The sequence below is a fragment of the Streptomyces kanamyceticus genome (genome assembly GCF_008704495.1).
In the GTDB taxonomy this organism is placed as follows: domain Bacteria; phylum Actinomycetota; class Actinomycetes; order Streptomycetales; family Streptomycetaceae; genus Streptomyces; species Streptomyces kanamyceticus.
This window is the reverse complement of sequence record NZ_CP023699.1, coordinates 6,323,483-6,337,593: the sequence shown is the minus strand read 5'-3', so window position 1 is coordinate 6,337,593 and position 14,111 is coordinate 6,323,483. Positions and strand designations below refer to the sequence as shown.

15 protein-coding genes, 1 tRNA gene and 1 riboswitch are annotated in these 14,111 nt (G+C 69.6%); of the genes, 5 read left to right on the top strand and 11 right to left on the bottom strand.

All coding sequences use genetic code 11. The annotated features are described in order from the left end of the window. Positions 1–307 precede the first annotated feature (307 nt). Positions 308–1,627 carry an SGNH/GDSL hydrolase family protein gene (locus tag CP970_RS27260; RefSeq protein ID WP_055555547.1) on the top strand — a complete coding sequence of 440 codons (1,320 nt, stop codon included), beginning with the start codon at positions 308–310 and terminating at the stop codon, positions 1,625–1,627. Between the two features lie 107 nt (positions 1,628–1,734). Here CP970_RS27260 and CP970_RS27255 read toward each other — a convergent pair whose 3' ends face one another. Genes CP970_RS27255 through CP970_RS27240 form a run of 4 tightly spaced genes read right to left on the bottom strand, consistent with a single transcriptional unit; the run spans position 1,735 to position 5,062 of the window. Further along, a complete protein-coding gene (locus CP970_RS27255) occupies positions 1,735–2,445 on the bottom strand; it encodes a DUF1707 SHOCT-like domain-containing protein (RefSeq protein WP_055553158.1) in 711 nt (236 codons plus the stop codon). A gap of 9 nt (positions 2,446–2,454) precedes the next feature. After that, positions 2,455–3,420 (bottom strand): ABC transporter ATP-binding protein, encoded by a 966-nt coding sequence (locus CP970_RS27250; protein ID WP_055553160.1) that lies wholly within the window; start codon positions 3,418–3,420, stop codon positions 2,455–2,457. 6 nt (positions 3,421–3,426) lie between these two features. Next, positions 3,427–4,191, bottom strand: a complete 765-nt coding sequence (locus CP970_RS27245) for an ABC transporter permease (RefSeq protein WP_079043869.1) — start codon at positions 4,189–4,191, stop codon at positions 3,427–3,429. A 49-nt stretch (positions 4,192–4,240) separates the two neighbouring features. Further along, entirely contained in the window at positions 4,241–5,062 is an 822-nt protein-coding gene (locus CP970_RS27240; RefSeq protein WP_055553164.1) for an ABC transporter permease, read from the bottom strand. 188 nt (positions 5,063–5,250) lie between these two features. Here CP970_RS27240 and CP970_RS27235 point away from each other — a divergent pair, with 188 nt between their 5' ends. Then, positions 5,251–7,734 carry a transglycosylase domain-containing protein gene (locus tag CP970_RS27235; RefSeq protein ID WP_055553166.1) on the top strand — a complete coding sequence of 828 codons (2,484 nt, stop codon included), beginning with the start codon at positions 5,251–5,253 and terminating at the stop codon, positions 7,732–7,734. Between the two features lie 85 nt (positions 7,735–7,819). On the opposite strand, the gene CP970_RS27230 is transcribed toward CP970_RS27235, so the two are convergent. The 3 genes from CP970_RS27230 to CP970_RS27220 all read right to left on the bottom strand — a co-directional run bounded on the left by CP970_RS27230 (position 7,820) and on the right by CP970_RS27220 (position 9,028). Further along, on the bottom strand, positions 7,820–8,140 hold the full coding sequence (locus CP970_RS27230; RefSeq protein WP_055553168.1) for a DMT family transporter: 321 nt from the start codon (positions 8,138–8,140) through the stop codon (positions 7,820–7,822). 37 nt (positions 8,141–8,177) lie between these two features. Beyond that, positions 8,178–8,239, bottom strand: a riboswitch (guanidine-III (ykkC-III) riboswitch). A gap of 55 nt (positions 8,240–8,294) precedes the next feature. After that, on the bottom strand, positions 8,295–8,636 hold the full coding sequence (locus CP970_RS27225; protein ID WP_055553171.1) for a GroES family chaperonin: 342 nt from the start codon (positions 8,634–8,636) through the stop codon (positions 8,295–8,297). A 65-nt stretch (positions 8,637–8,701) separates the two neighbouring features. Next, positions 8,702–9,028 carry a DUF3618 domain-containing protein gene (locus tag CP970_RS27220; protein ID WP_055553173.1) on the bottom strand — a complete coding sequence of 109 codons (327 nt, stop codon included), beginning with the start codon at positions 9,026–9,028 and terminating at the stop codon, positions 8,702–8,704. Positions 9,029–9,196: 168 nt separating this feature from the next. On the opposite strand from CP970_RS27220, the gene bcp reads away from it, so the two are divergent. The 3 genes from bcp (at position 9,197) to CP970_RS27205 (ending at position 11,577) form a co-directional block, all read left to right on the top strand. Next, the gene (gene bcp / locus CP970_RS27215) at positions 9,197–9,664 is read left to right on the top strand and encodes a thioredoxin-dependent thiol peroxidase (RefSeq protein WP_055553175.1); all 468 of its coding nucleotides are present in this window, start codon (positions 9,197–9,199) and stop codon (positions 9,662–9,664) included. A 123-nt stretch (positions 9,665–9,787) separates the two neighbouring features. Continuing rightward, on the top strand, positions 9,788–11,284 hold the full coding sequence (proP, locus tag CP970_RS27210; protein ID WP_055553177.1) for a glycine betaine/L-proline transporter ProP: 1,497 nt from the start codon (positions 9,788–9,790) through the stop codon (positions 11,282–11,284). A 209-nt stretch (positions 11,285–11,493) separates the two neighbouring features. After that, positions 11,494–11,577 (top strand) — tRNA-Leu (locus CP970_RS27205). Positions 11,578–11,631: 54 nt separating this feature from the next. Here CP970_RS27205 and rdgB read toward each other — a convergent pair. From rdgB to rph, 4 genes are all read right to left on the bottom strand, one after another. Then, complete coding sequence (gene rdgB / locus CP970_RS27200) at positions 11,632–12,234, bottom strand: RdgB/HAM1 family non-canonical purine NTP pyrophosphatase (RefSeq protein ID WP_055553179.1); 603 nt, start codon at positions 12,232–12,234, stop codon at positions 11,632–11,634. Between the two features lie 32 nt (positions 12,235–12,266). Continuing rightward, positions 12,267–12,662, bottom strand: a complete 396-nt coding sequence (locus CP970_RS27195) for a hypothetical protein (RefSeq protein WP_055553181.1) — start codon at positions 12,660–12,662, stop codon at positions 12,267–12,269. A gap of 146 nt (positions 12,663–12,808) precedes the next feature. Beyond that, entirely contained in the window at positions 12,809–13,213 is a 405-nt protein-coding gene (locus CP970_RS27190) for a hypothetical protein (RefSeq protein ID WP_055553183.1), read from the bottom strand. Positions 13,214–13,344: 131 nt separating this feature from the next. Further along, positions 13,345–14,094, bottom strand: coding sequence for a ribonuclease PH (rph, locus tag CP970_RS27185; RefSeq protein ID WP_055553185.1), 750 nt, complete (start codon positions 14,092–14,094; stop codon positions 13,345–13,347). Between the last annotated feature and the right edge of the window lie 17 nt (positions 14,095–14,111).

Genomic DNA, 14,111 nt, shown 5'->3' with positions numbered 1-14,111 from the left:
GCCACCGCTTGAAGAGCGAACCTCGCGGGCATGCTGCCCCGCGTCCCCCTTGTCGGGTTCGGTCGCTTCCTCCGCGTTTGTGCGTTCCACTCAGTCCACCTGGCCCGTTCGCCTAGTCCTCATCCGCATTGTCCCCACGTCGTGTGTCATACGCCCCTTCATGACCGACTCCTGGAACGGACGACAAGTTCCCGGCGTCTCATGGGGCGGAGGGGGGCAGTGTCGGCCGCCTCACGGCCCATGACGCATCATGGGGTGATCACATCGGAGCCTCGGGGCTCCCCCTGCCCGAGGAGAAAGAGCCCGCATGACCAAGCGACACGGTTATGCCCTTCTCGCCGCGGTCCTCGCGGTCATAGTGGTGATTTCGGCCGCCATATACCTCGGCGTCTCCGCCGACGACGGCTCGCAGGACACCATCAGCGCGGGTCCGCGCACCCCCCGCAACTCCGCCGCGCCCGCCTCGTCCGGCACCTGGGTCGGCTCCTGGTCCGCATCCCCCGCGGGGTACGAACCGGGCACCGAGCACAAGGGATTCGCGGGCCGCTCCATCCGCAACGTCGTGCACACCAGCGTCGGCGGCAGCAGCGCCCGCATCACCCTGTCGAACCTGTACGGCACCACGCCGCTGAGCATCACGCACGCCTCCATCGCGCTCGCGTCGGCCACGAACAACCCGGCGGCCGCGGTCGGCACGCTGCGCCGCCTCACGTTCGACGGCAACACCTCGGTGGTCATCCCGCCGGGCGGCCAGGTCCTCAGCGACGCGGCCAGGCTGCGCGTCCCGCACGACGCGGACCTGCTTGTCACGACGTACTCGCCGACCCCGTCGGGCCCGGTCACCTACCACCCGCACGCGCGCCAGATCAGCTACGTCGCCGAGGGCGACCGCACCGAGGACCAGGGCGGCGAGGCGTACACCGAGCAGAGCCCGTACTGGCGCTACCTCGCCGCGGTGGACGTGCTGAGCAACGAGTCGGACGGCACCGTCGTCGTCTTCGGCGACTCCATCACCGACGGCATCTCCTCCACGATGGGCGCCAACCGCCGCTGGACCGACGTCCTCGCCGACCGCATGCGCGACGAGGCGGACGCGCCCCGCTACGGCGTCGTGAACCAGGGCATCAGCGGCAACCGCATCCTCTCCGACGGGCTCGGGCGGCCCGCCGTCAACCCGAGCGGCCTCTCCCGCTTCGACCGGGACGTCCTGGACCGCAGCGGCGTCAAGGCCGTCGTCATAGCCCTCGGCGTCAACGACATCCTGCGCAACCCGCACCAGAACGACCCGGACCGCATCGTCGACGGCCTGCGCGAGCTGACCCGCCAGGCGCATACGCGCGGGCTGCGGGTCGTCGGCGCGACACTCATGCCGTTCGGCGGGCACCGGGGGTACGAGCCCCGGCTCGAAGCGGTCCGGCAGGCGGTGAACCAGCGGATCCGCGACGGTCAGGTCTTCGACGAGTACGTCGACTTCGACAAGGCGCTGCGCGACGGCTATGACCCGCGGAAGCTGCGTAGCCAGTACGACTCCGGGGACCATCTGCATCCGAGTGACGCGGGGTATCGGCGGATGGCGGAGACGTTCAACCTGTCGCATTTGAAGGGGTCGGCTGCGGCGGAGCTCTGACAGGCGCTTCCGCAGGGGGCACGTCGACTGCGGGTCCGTTGTGGCTGATCGCGCAGTTCCCCGCGCCCCTGAAGGGCCCCTGCGGGGCCCCTTACGGGGCGCCCCCCTCAGCCCCTGCCCCCCTCCAAGCGCTGGCGGCGCCGCTCCTCCTTCAGGCGCAGCTTCTCCATCCTGCGGATCTTGCGTTCCACGCCTACGCCGCCCATCAGCGCGAAGCCCTTGATGACCACGCGGGGCGAGCCGGGAGTGCCCTCGCCGGTCGCCTGGTCGTCGAAGCCGCCCATGATGCCGAAGCCCTTGACCACGACGGTCATGTCGGGCGGCACCGTGACGTGCAGACCGCCCATGATCGTGAAGCAGCGGATCTCGACCTCGCGCTCCGTGAACCGCGCCTCGCGCAGGTCGATGTCGCCGCCGCCCCACAGCGCGAACCCGGTGAACGTCCGCCCGACCACCCAGCTGCCCTTGCGGCTGAACCCGCTCCACACGGCGAAGCCCCCGGTCGACGACGGTTCGCCGCTCGCCATCCGCTGGGACCAGTCGATGGCGGCGGGGTCGTCGCTCACCGGGTGCTTCACCATGGACACCTTGGCGGCGTGGTGGCCGGGGAGGTCCCGGGTGATGGGCTCCAACTCGCCGTACGTACGCGCCTTGTAGGTGGCGTCCAGGCGCTCGTCGAACTCCGCCATGTCGAGGCGGCCCTCGGCCATCGCGTCCCGGAGTTGTTCGGCGACCCGCTCGCGGTCGGCGTCGGAGGCCCGCAGATCGGGCCCGGGGGGTCCTGGGGGTGTCCCCCCGGAGGAGGCAGCGTCGCTCATACGTGCACCTTACGAGGTCACCTTCTCCGCGTACATCTTGGCGATGACCGCTTCGATGTCCGGCTCCCTGACGGAGAGGTCGACCATGGGGTACTCGGCGGCGATCCGCGCGACGAGCGGAGCTGCCGACTCCGCCGCGGGGAAGGCGAGCCACTGCCGTGGTCCCTCCACCTTCACCACCCGGGCCGACTCGACCTCGATGGGCGGAAGTTCACGCTCCAGGTCCACCACGAGGGTGCGCTCGCTCTCGCCCACCTCGTGCAGCCCGGAGAGCGCGCCGTCGTACATGAGGCGGCCGTGGTCGATGACCATCACGCGCTTGCAGAGCTGCTCGATGTCGGTGAGGTCGTGCGTGGTGAGCAGCACCGTCGTGCCCGACTCGGCGTTCAGGTCGCGCAGGAACCCGCGCACCTTCGCCTTGCTGATCACGTCGAGGCCGATGGTCGGCTCGTCGAGGTAGAGCACCTCGGGGTCGTGCAGGAGCGCCGCCGCGATGTCGCCGCGCATCCGCTGCCCGAGCGAGAGCTGCCGCACCGGCACGTCCAACAGATCGGCCAGTTCGAGGAGTTCGACGCACCGGTCGAGGTTCTGGGCGAACCGCTCGTCGGGGATGCGGTACATGCGGTGCATGAGCCGGTAGGAGTCGATCAGCGGCAGGTCCCACCAGAGCGTGGTGCGCTGGCCGAAGACGACGCCGATGCGCCGGGCGAGGCGCGTGCGCTCGCGGGAGGGGTCGATCCCCGCGACCCGCAGCCGCCCGCCGCTGGGTGTCAGGATCCCCGTCAGCATCTTGATCGTCGTCGACTTGCCCGCGCCGTTGGGCCCGATGTAGCCGACCATCTCGCCGCGCGGCACGGTGAAGGAGATGCCGTCGACGGCCCGCACCTCGTGCTTCTCACGGCGCATGAAGCCCGTCTTCTTGCGTACGTCGAAGACCTTCTCGACGCCGTCGAGTTCGATGAAGGCACTCTCCACGGCAGTTCAGCTCCCAGTGCTGCGGTACGAACGGAGACCGGCGCGCCAGGCGAGTCCGGCCAGGGCGAGACATCCGGCGGCGATCAGCGGCGGCAGGAACGCCACCCACTGCGGCAGGTCGAGCGGGTAGGGCCGTCCCAGGACGTACAGCGCGGGCAGCCAGTTCACGAAGGCGAGCGGCAGCACGAACGTGACACCGCGCACCAGCTCCTTGCTGAAGAGGGTCGGCGGGTACTGGAGCAGCGTGCTCCCGCCGTACGTGAAGGCGCTCTGCACCTCGGCCGCGTCCTGCGCCACGAACTGGAAGGCGGCGCCCGCCACCCACACGGACGCGAAGATCGCCGCCCCGCTGAGCACCATCAGCGGGATCATCAGGACCTTCAGCGGGGTCCATCCGATGTCCAGGACCACGAGCCCGTACGTGAGGATGAGCGCGCCCTGCAGCACGCGTCCGATCCGGTGCAGCCCGAAGCGGTCCGCTGCGACCTGCGCGATGACCGGGGCGGGCCGCACCAGGAGCGTGTCGAACGTGCCGTCGCGGACCCGCTTGCCGAGCCGGTCCATGGACCCCATGGCGAGGTCCGAGAGGCCGAACGCGGTGCCCGACGTGCCGTACAGGAAGGCGATCTCGGCCAGCGAGTAACCGCCGAGCCGATCCACCTGGGAGAACATCAGCAGGATCGCCACGAAGTCGAACGCGGTCACCGCGAAGTTGCCGAGCGCGGTCATCACGAACGACACGCGGTACGCCATGAGGGAGCGGATCCACATGCCGGAGATCAGCCGGTAGGCGCGCAGGCCCTCCCGCGCCTGTGCCAGGTCAGCCACCCTGGACCACCACCCGTCGGGTCGCCGCGTTCTGCAGCAGCCGCCCCGCCGTGAGCAGGACCGTGGCCCAGCCGAGCTGGAAGGCGTACAGCCGCGCGAGCCCCGCGCCGGACTGCGTGCCGAGGAACACGTCGGCGGGCACCTGGAGCAGCGCCGACCAGGGCAGCGCGCGGGCGAACTCGCCGAGCGCGCCGGGGAAGACGTTCAGCGGGAGCAGCATCCCGGAGAAGAAGACGCCGGCCAGGGACGCCAGTTGGCTGGTGCCCGCGCCGTCCATCAGCCAGAACGCCGAGAGCGCCACCAGGAAGCGGATCGCGAAGCTGACCACCACGCCGAACAGGACCGCCAGCAGGAACGCCGCCCAGCGCAGCGGTTCGGCGGGCAGCGTCAGATCGAAGAGGAGGGCGCCGACCACCAGCGGCACCACTCCGCGGCCGAGCAGCTGGAAGCCCGCGCGGCCGATGTCGGCCGACAGCCACCAGGTCTGCAGGTCGACGGGCCGGTACAGGTCGACGGCGATGTCCCCGGTGCGGATCCGCTCGATCAGCTCGACCTCGAAACCGCCGCCCATCAGGGACATCACCGTGAGCAGCCCCTGGCCGAGCCACACGTAGGTGAGCGCCTGCGACTGGTCGTACCCGCCGAGCCCCGGGCGCTCGTCCCAGAGCGCGATGAAGGTGTAGGCGAGGATGACGCCGAAGACGGTGTTGGTGAACACCCCCGCCGCGGTCGCCACCCGGTACGTCGAGTACCGGCGGAATCCCCCCTTGGCGACGGCCGCGTACAAACGGAACCGTCCTGCGCGCACGAGCATCCCTTTCAGCGTGAGCCTCGCCCCGAATCGGGCCAAAGCGCTGGAGCCTAGTGCGATCGGGGTCGCCCGTGCCAGGCATTTTCGGCTCGGGGGCGCGTGCCTGGTCGGGAACGAGTGTCGCAACGGTGTGCAATGAGGTTTACGAGGCGTACTGGTACGTACGACGCTAACCGGGAGTTCCGCGAGACATGAGCGACGAGCCGCAGCAGCAGGGTTCCGCAGGGCACCAGGGCTGGGCGCCCCGGGAGCCCGGGGACACGCCCGCTGACGCCCCGAAGGAGTCTCCCGAGGCGGCGGCGACACAGGGCGCGACCGCGCAGGACGGCACGGGCGGAAAGCCCGAGAAGGCCAAGAAGCCCAAGCGCCCCAAGCGCAAGGGCTGGCGGCGGATCTTCCCGACCTGGCGCATGGTCCTCGGCGGGTTCATCCTGATCGTCCTGCTCGGCATCGGCGCGTTCATGACGGGCTATTTCCTGGTCGACATCCCGCCCGCGAACGCCGCGGCGACCAAGCAGAGCAACGTCTACCTGTACGCCGACGGCACCGAACTCGCCCGTGACGGCAAGGTCAACCGCGAGAAGGTGCCGCTCAAGCAGATCCCCCTGAAGGTCCAGCACGCCGTGCTCGCCGCCGAGGACCGCGACTTCTACAGCGAGTCCGCGGTCGACCCGAAGGCGATGCTCCGCGCGGCCTGGAACACCGTCACCGGCAAGGGCAAGCAGTCGGGTTCCACGATCACCCAGCAGTACGTGAAGAACTACTACCTGGGCCAGGAGCAGACCGTCACCCGGAAGGTGAAGGAGTTCTTCATCTCGATCAAGCTGGACCGCGAGGTGAGCAAGGACGACATCCTGGAGGGCTACCTCAACACCAGCTACTTCGGCCGCAACGCGTACGGCATCCAGGCCGCGGCCCAGGCGTACTACGGCAAGGACGTCCAGAAGCTGAGCGTCGGCGAGGGCGCCTACCTCGCCACGCTCCTCAACTCCCCCAACGCCTACGACGTCGCCACCCACCCGGAGAACAAGCCGCGCGCCGCGGGCCGCTGGAACTACGTCCTGGACGGCATGGTCAAGGAGGGCTGGCTCGGCAAGTCCGAGCGCACGGGCATGAAGTTCCCGGTGCCCGACGAGGCCAAGGGCACGTCGGGCCTGTCCGGGCAGCGCGGCTACGTCGTCAAGGCCGTCGAGGACTATCTGACGAGCAACAAGATCATCGACGAGGAGACCCTCGCCAAGGGCGGCTACCGCATCACCACCACCCTCCAGAAGGACAACCAGAAGTCCTTCGAGAAGGCCGTCGAGGACCAGGTGATGTCCAAGGTCGACAAGGGCGCGCGCAAGGTCGACCGCAACGTCCGCGCGGGCGGCGCCTCCATCGACCCGGCCACCGGCAAGGTCGTCGCGATGTACGGCGGCATCGACTACACCAAGCAGTACGTCAACAACGCGACGCGCCGCGACTACCAGGTCGGCTCCACCTTCAAGCCGTTCGTGTTCACCTCGGCGGTCGAGAACGGCTCGGTCACCCAGGACGGCCGCACCATCACCCCGAACACCATCTACGACGGCACCAACAAGCGCCCCGTACAGGGCTGGAGCGGCGGCACCTACGCCCCCGAGAACGAGGACCAGGTCAGCTACGGCAACGTCACCGTCAGCGCCGCCACCGACAAGTCCGTCAACGCGGTCTACGCGCAGATGGCCGTCGACGTCGGCTCCGACAAGGTCAAGGACACCGCGATCGAGCTCGGCATCCCGAAGACCACCCCCGACCTCACCGCGTCCCCCTCCATCGCGCTCGGCCCGTCCACCGCGAGCGTCCTGGACATGACCGAGGCGTACGCGACGCTCGCCAACCACGGCAAGCACGGCACGTACACGATCGTCGAGAAGATCACCAAGAACGGCGACGAGGTCGAGCTGCCGGGGCAGAAGACCCGGCAGGCCGTGACCCGCGAGGCCGCCGACACCACCACGTCCATCCTGCAGAGCGTCGTCCAGGGCGGCACCGGCACGGCCGCACAGGGCGCGGGCCGCCCCGCCGCGGGCAAGACGGGCACCGCGGAGAACGACACGGCGGCCTGGTTCGCGGGCTACACCCCGAACCTCGCCACCGTCGTCGCCGTGATGGGCCAGGACCCCGACACCGGCGCGCACACCCCGCTCTACGGCGCGCTCGGCGAGCAGCGCATCAACGGCGGCGCCTACCCGGCCCGCATCTGGGCCCAGTTCACCAAGGCCGCCCTCAAGGGCAAGCCCGTCAAGGACTTCGACCTGGAACTCGAACAGGGCGCGGACGTCCCCGAGGTCCCCGACCCGACGACGGGCGGCACCACGGACGGCGGCACCACCGACGGCGGGCCCACGGACGGCGGGACCACGACAGGGGGCCCGACCGACGGCGGGACCACGACCGGCGGCCCCACGGACGGCGGCACCACGACTGGCGGCCCGACCGACGGAGGCACCACGACAGGCGGTCCGACCGACGGAGGCACCACAACAGGCGGCCCCACGGACGGCGGCACCACGACCGGCGGCCCGACCGACGGTGGGACCACGACCGGCGGCCCCACCGACGGAGGCACCGACACAGGCGGCCAGACAGGCGGCACACCGGATGGCGGGACTACGGACGGCGGGGCGCTAAGCGGCTTGACGGACGGCTAGGGGGGCGCCCCGTGAGGGGCGGCCCCGTAAGGGGCGCGGGGAACTGCGCGACCAGCCCAAGCGGGCCCGCAGTTCCCCAAAGCCTTTAGTGCCCCGAGGTCGCCTTAAGCCCGACGACGGCCACAAGCAGCAGACAAACGAAAAAGATCCGCGCCGCGGTAACCGGCTCACCAAGAATCACCATGCCAAGGACCGCCGCACCGGCGGCGCCGATGCCCACCCACACCCCGTACGCCGTACCGATCGGCAACGTCTTCGCGGCATGCGAGAGCAGCACCATGCTCGCGACGATGCCCGCGCCCGTGAACAAGCTGGGCCACAGTCGCGTGAACCCCTCGGTGTACTTCATCCCGATCGACCAGCCCACCTCGAGCAGACCGGCGATGATCAGCAGAACCCAGGCCATGACGGCACCTCCGACAACGTGAAACGCGGAATCAACGGGTGCGTCGTCTTTGCGGAAGCCCGGTACGGCGCGTCTCGTCGGGGTCCTTACAAGGTAGCAAAGACCACGCAAAAGGGGCTGGTGACGATGGTCACCAGCCCCTCCGCGACAGTTGCTACAGGTAGAGCCCCGTCGAGTCCTCGGAGCCCTCGAACCGGTCCGCGGCCACGGCGTGCAGATCGCGCTCGCGCATCAGGACGTACGCCACGCCCCGCACCTCGACCTCGGCCCGGTCCTCCGGGTCGTACAGGACCCGGTCGCCGGGCTCCACCGCGCGCACGTTCTGCCCGACCGCGACCACCTCGGCCCAGGCGAGCCGTCGGCCCACGGCCGCGGTCGCGGGGATCAGGATGCCGCCGCCGGAGCGGCGCTCGCCCTCGCTGGCGTCCTGCCGCACGAGCACGCGGTCGTGCAGCATCCGGATGGGCAGCTTGTCGTCGTGGGTCTTCTCGCTCACGCCCCGAAACCTACCTGTCCCCCGCCCGGCCATGGGCCGCCGGGTCGCCGTTGCCACCTGCCCGGTCAGCTGCTGCGGCGCCGCGAACCCACCACGAGGAGCCCCACGAGGCCCACCGCCACCAGGGCCACCGGGACGATCCGCTCGATCCGGGGCGCGCCCTCCTCCGTGACGAGCTGGCCCTTCACGTCCGAGACGAAGCGGTTCACTCCGACGTACGCCCGGCCCAGTGAGTTGTCCACGCTCGCCGCGACCTTCGCCTTCGCGTCGCCCACGATCGTCTTCGGGTGGACGCGCACCCCGATCTCGTCGAGGGTCTCGGCCAGCTGGTCGCGCCGGCGCTTGATGTCCGCCTCGATCTGCGCAGGGGTCCTGACATCCGCATCCGACACCGCGCTGCCTCCGTGGTCGTATCCGAGAGTGGTCGTGTCCGAGAGCCTGTGAATGCGTGACCCACAGTCCGTCGTCCCACAGTCTGTCAGCTTCGCGGTCCCCGCACCCCACGGCACCCCCATTACGCTCAGGACCGTCACTGCACCCTTGCGAGGAGACCGAGCACCATGAGCGAGCGACTCACGCCGGGCGACACCGCCCCCGCCTTCACCCTGCCCGACGCGGACGGCAAGGACGTCTCGCTTGCCGACCACAAGGGCCGCAAGGTCATCGTCTACTTCTACCCGGCCGCCCTCACCCCCGGCTGCACCAAGCAGGCCTGCGACTTCACGGACAACCTCGACGTGCTCGCGGCCGCCGGGTACGACGTCATCGGCGTCTCCCCCGACAAGCCGGAGAAGCTCGCCAAGTTCCGCGAGCAGGAGAACCTCAAGGTCACGCTGGTCGGCGACCCCTCCAAGAAGACCCTTGAGGCGTACGGCGCCTTCGGCGAGAAGAAGCTGTACGGCAAGACGGTGACGGGCGTCATCCGCTCCACCGTGGTCGTCGACGAGCAGGGCAAGGTCGAGCACGCCTTCTACAACGTCAAGGCGACGGGACACGTCGCCAAGATCATCCGGGACCTCGGCGTCTGAGCCGTTCCCGCTCCTTTCGCCGTGTGACGAAGGCCCCTCTCATGAGGGGCCTTCGTTTGCATCGGCCATCTTCGAGCAAGTGATCTCAGGGGGATCTGCCCGAAGAACGAAAGGAACCACTCCATGGCGGCCCACGAAGAGACCGAGGCCGATACCGAGGCGGTCAAGCGCCACCGTGCCCTGTTCCGGGCCGTCAGACGGCGCAAGAACCCGCCGTTGCGCCGCACCGACATCACGGTCACGGACGAGGCCGCGGTCAAGCGGGCGGTCAAGGCGGCCTCGCTCGGCAACGCCATGGAGTGGTTCGACTTCGGCATCTACAGCTATCTGGCGGTGACGATCGGCCATGTCTTCTTCCCTTCCGGGAACGACACGGTCCAACTGGTCTCGTCCTTCGCCACGTTCGCGGTGTCGTTCCTGGTCCGCCCCATCGGCGGCATGGTCTTCGGCCCCATGGGCGACAAGATCGGCCGCAAGAAGGTCCTCGCGCTGACGATGATCATGATGGCGATCGGCACGCTCGCCATCGGCCTGATCCCCTCCTACGCCACGATCGGCTTCTGGGCCCCCGTCCTGCTGATCTTCTTCCGCCTGGTCCAGGGCTTCTCGACGGGCGGCGAGTACGGCGGCGCCTCCACGTTCATCGCCGAGTACGCGCCCGACAAGCGCCGCGGCTACTTCGGCAGCTTCCTGGAGATGGGCACCCTCGCCGGATACACCGGCGCGGCGGGCCTCGTCCTCATCCTCAACAGCGCCCTCGGCTCCGCCGCCATGGAGTCCTGGGGTTGGCGCGTCCCGTTCCTCGTCGCGGGCCCGCTCGGCCTCGTCGGCCTCTACCTGCGGCTGCGCCTCGACGAGACCCCGGCCTTCCAGAAGATGGAGGACGCGACGTTCCACTCCGCCTCCGAGGGCGCGTCCACCGTGGAGACGACGGCCAAGGGCGACCTGGCGAAGATCTTCCGCGACCACTGGGCCACGCTCATCCTCTGCATCGCCCTGGTCGGCGCGTACAACGTCACCGACTACATGCTGCTCTCCTACATGCCGACGTACCTCTCCGACGAACTCGGCTACGACGACTCGCACGGCCTCCTGATCCTCATCGGCACCATGGTGATCCTGATGCTGATCATCACCCAGGTGGGACGCCTCTCCGACCGCTTCGGCCGCAAGCCGCTCCTGATGACGGGCATGGTCGGCTTCCTGGTCGTCTCGATCCCCGCGTTCCTCCTCATCAAGCAGGGCAGCCTGCTCGCGGTCTCCGGAGGCATGCTGCTGCTCGGCCTCTCCCTGGTCTGCCTCCTCGGCACGATGTCGGCGACGCTCCCCGCCCTCTTCCCCACCTCGGTCCGCTACGGCTCCCTCTCGGTGGGCTACAACCTCTCCGCCTCCCTCTTCGGCGGCACGGCCCCCCTGGTCATCACGTCCCTGATCAGCATCACGGGCACGGACATGATCCCGGCGTACTACTCGATGGCGGCGGCGGTCGTGGGCGTCATCGCGGTGGCGTGCATGAAGGAAACGGCCCAGCAGCCGCTGGCGGGTTCGCCTCCGTCGGTGGAGACGAAGGAGGAGGCGGCGGAAATGGTGGAGGCACAGGCTCCGGCGCCGCGGTTCTGAGCTCCGTCCGACCTCCCGGCCCGCCCTACGTTCAAGTGGGGCGGGCCGTTCCGCATTTCGGAGGCGCGCGGGTATGTGCGGGAGCGGCTGCTGTGCCCCAACTGCCATGCGATCACCACCACCTAGCGCAGAGGAGGGCGGCGACCGGCACCGTAGGAGAAACCCGCGATCAACCAGAGCCGCCTGCCCGGTACCATGGCAGGCGGCTAGCGGCGGTGGCGCAACGGCGACGCAGCAGACTTAGGATCTGTGGCCCTTGATCGGGCTTGAGGGTTCGAATCCCTTCCGCCGCACAGCAAATGGCCTGCGAATCAAAGAGTTGATCGCAGGCCATTGCCATGCGCGTGTCAGCCCAACAACTCCCGAACCACCGGCACCAGCCCCCGGAACGCCTTCCCCCGATGGCTGATCGCGTTCTTCTCGTCCGCCGTCAGCTCCGCGCACGTGCGCGTCTCGCCGTCCGGCTGGAGGATCGGGTCATAGCCGAAACCGCCCGTGCCCGAGGGGGCGGTGCGGAGGGTGCCGGGGAGGCGGCCCTCGACCACGCGTTCCGTGCCGTCGGGGAGGGCGAGTGCCGCCGCGCAGGCGAAGTGGGCGGCGCGGTGTTCGGGGGCGATGTCGCCGAGTTGGGCGAGGAGGAGGTCCAGGTTGGCTTGGTCGTCGCCGTGCTTGCCCGCCCAGCGGGCGGAGAAGATGCCGGGCGCGCCGTTCAGGACGTCGACGCACAGGCCCGAGTCGTCGGCGACCGCGGGCAGGCCCGTGGCCTGGGCGAGGGCGTGCGCCTTGAGCAGGGCGTTCTCGGCGAAGGTGACGCCGGTTTCCTTGACGTCGGGGATCTCGGGGTAGGCGTCCGCGCCGACGAGGTCGTGGGTGAGCCCTGCGTCGGCGAGGATCGCCTTCAGTTCCGTGATCTTGCCTGCGTTGCGGGTGGCGAGGATGAGGCGGGTCATGTCCCCAGTATCGCCGCCTGCCCGGTGGCGTCTTACGGGGTGCAGACCTTCGTCAGTTCGCCCGCCGCGTCCGTGACCGGGGAGACGTCGGGAGTCGCGTCGCCCTTCTTGACGGCGTCGCGTACGTTGTCGACGGCCTTGTCGAGGTCGTCCACGGCCTTGTTGACGTCGGTGTTGTCGGTCTTGTCGCCGATCTTGTCGAGGTTCTTGCCGATGTCGTCGAGTGCCTTGTCCGCCTCGGCCGGGTTGTCACCGGCGTTCTCCACGGCTTGCTGCAGGTCGGTGACGCTGTCGGCGATCGTGTCGGCGGTCTGTACGCAGTCGAGGGCCTTCGAGACGGCGTCGCAGCCGACGAGGCCGATGCCGCCGGGTACGGCGATGAGAACGGTGGCGACAGCGGTGGCGATACGGCGGTGGCGCGCGGCCATGGTTCGGTCCCTCCCCAGGGGGTACGGACGGGCGCACGGCTTGGCCCGGGCGCCCGTACTCGTTAGAACGCCCCTAAGGGGCCCGATGGTTGCTTACGGAGTGCTTACAGCGCGGCTTCGAGCGCAGCGCGTCGAGCTCCGCGATCTTACGGGGTACAGGCCTTGGTGACCTTGCCGCCCGCTGCCGCGATGGGCCTGAGGTCCGGGGTCCTGTCGCCGTCGTCGACCGCGTCCTCGATGTTGTCCACGGCCTTCTTCATCTCGTCGACGGCGTCGAGGACGTCCTGGTCGTCGTTCTTGTCACGGATCTCGTCGAGGTCTGACTTGATCTCGTCGAACGATCCGTCGGCCCTGTCCGGGTAGAGGGCCGCTTCTTGAGCGGCCTTGCGTAAGGCATCGACGCCGTCGGAGACCGCGTCGGCGGCGCGAACGCAGTCCACGGCGTCCTCCGGGTCGCAGGCTGTGAGGCCGAGCGCTGCCGGGACGACGAGCAGGGTGGTGCCTGTGGCGAAGGCGAGACGGCGGTGACGGTGGCGGTGGCGCGCGGCCATGAGGTGAGGCCCTCCCCCGGGATACGGGTGGGCGCGCGGCCTGGTCCGCGCGCCCGTCGTATTCGTGACAACGCCCTCGGGGATCCGCGGGTTGACCGGCCACCCTCAACTGGTGGCGCGGCCCGCGCGATTCAGCCGTTCTGGAGCGTCGCTTCCAGCGCCTGGCGCTGCACGGCGGCGAGTTCGTCGCAGCCGCCGACCGCGAGGTCGAGCAGCGCGTTGAGCTCCTTGCGGTCGAAGGGCTCGGCCTCGGCGGTGCCCTGGACCTCGACGAAGCGGCCGTCGCCGGTGCAGACGACGTTCATGTCGGTGTCGGCCCTGACGTCTTCCTCGTAGCAGAGGTCGAGGAGGGGTACGCCGCCGACGATGCCGACGGAGACGGCCGAGACGGTGCCGGTCAGCGGCTTGCGGCCGTGCTTGATGAGCTTCTTGCCCTGCGCCCAGGTGATGGCGTCGGCGAGTGCGACGTAGGCGCCGGTGATGGCGGCGGTGCGGGTGCCGCCGTCGGCCTGGAGGACGTCGCAGTCCAGGACGATGGTGTTCTCGCCGAGCGCCTTGTAGTCGATGACGGCGCGGAGCGAGCGTCCGATGAGGCGGCTGATCTCGTGCGTGCGGCCGCCGATCTTGCCGCGCACGGCCTCGCGGTCGCCGCGGGTGTTGGTGGCGCGCGGCAGCATGGAGTACTCGGCGGTGACCCAGCCTTCGCCGCTGCCCTTGCGCCAGCGCGGGACGCCCTCGGTGACGGATGCGGTGCAGAAGACCTTGGTGTCTCCGAAGGAGACGAGGACGGATCCCTCGGCGTGCTTGCTCCAGCCGCGCTCGATGGTGATGGGGCGGAGCTGTTCGGGGGTGCGGCCGTCGGTGCGGGGCGTTGAAGACATGCGTTGAGCCTAGCCTT

Coding starts and splice junctions, on each gene's coding strand:
- CP970_RS27195 (WP_055553181.1), bottom strand. CDS start 12,662: ATGGCCGCGCGCCACCGCCGTATCGCCACCGCTGTCGCCACCGTTCTC.
- CP970_RS27255 (WP_055553158.1), bottom strand. CDS start 2,445: ATGAGCGACGCTGCCTCCTCCGGGGGGACACCCCCAGGACCCCCCGGG.
- CP970_RS27240 (WP_055553164.1), bottom strand. CDS start 5,062: ATGCTCGTGCGCGCAGGACGGTTCCGTTTGTACGCGGCCGTCGCCAAG.
- CP970_RS27190 (WP_055553183.1), bottom strand. CDS start 13,213: ATGGCCGCGCGCCACCGCCACCGTCACCGCCGTCTCGCCTTCGCCACA.
- CP970_RS27260 (WP_055555547.1), top strand. CDS start 308: ATGACCAAGCGACACGGTTATGCCCTTCTCGCCGCGGTCCTCGCGGTC.
- proP (WP_055553177.1), top strand. CDS start 9,788: ATGGCGGCCCACGAAGAGACCGAGGCCGATACCGAGGCGGTCAAGCGC.
- CP970_RS27230 (WP_055553168.1), bottom strand. CDS start 8,140: ATGGCCTGGGTTCTGCTGATCATCGCCGGTCTGCTCGAGGTGGGCTGG.
- bcp (WP_055553175.1), top strand. CDS start 9,197: ATGAGCGAGCGACTCACGCCGGGCGACACCGCCCCCGCCTTCACCCTG.
- rph (WP_055553185.1), bottom strand. CDS start 14,094: ATGTCTTCAACGCCCCGCACCGACGGCCGCACCCCCGAACAGCTCCGC.
- CP970_RS27245 (WP_079043869.1), bottom strand. CDS start 4,191: ATGTGGATCCGCTCCCTCATGGCGTACCGCGTGTCGTTCGTGATGACC.
- CP970_RS27235 (WP_055553166.1), top strand. CDS start 5,251: ATGAGCGACGAGCCGCAGCAGCAGGGTTCCGCAGGGCACCAGGGCTGG.
- rdgB (WP_055553179.1), bottom strand. CDS start 12,234: ATGACCCGCCTCATCCTCGCCACCCGCAACGCAGGCAAGATCACGGAA.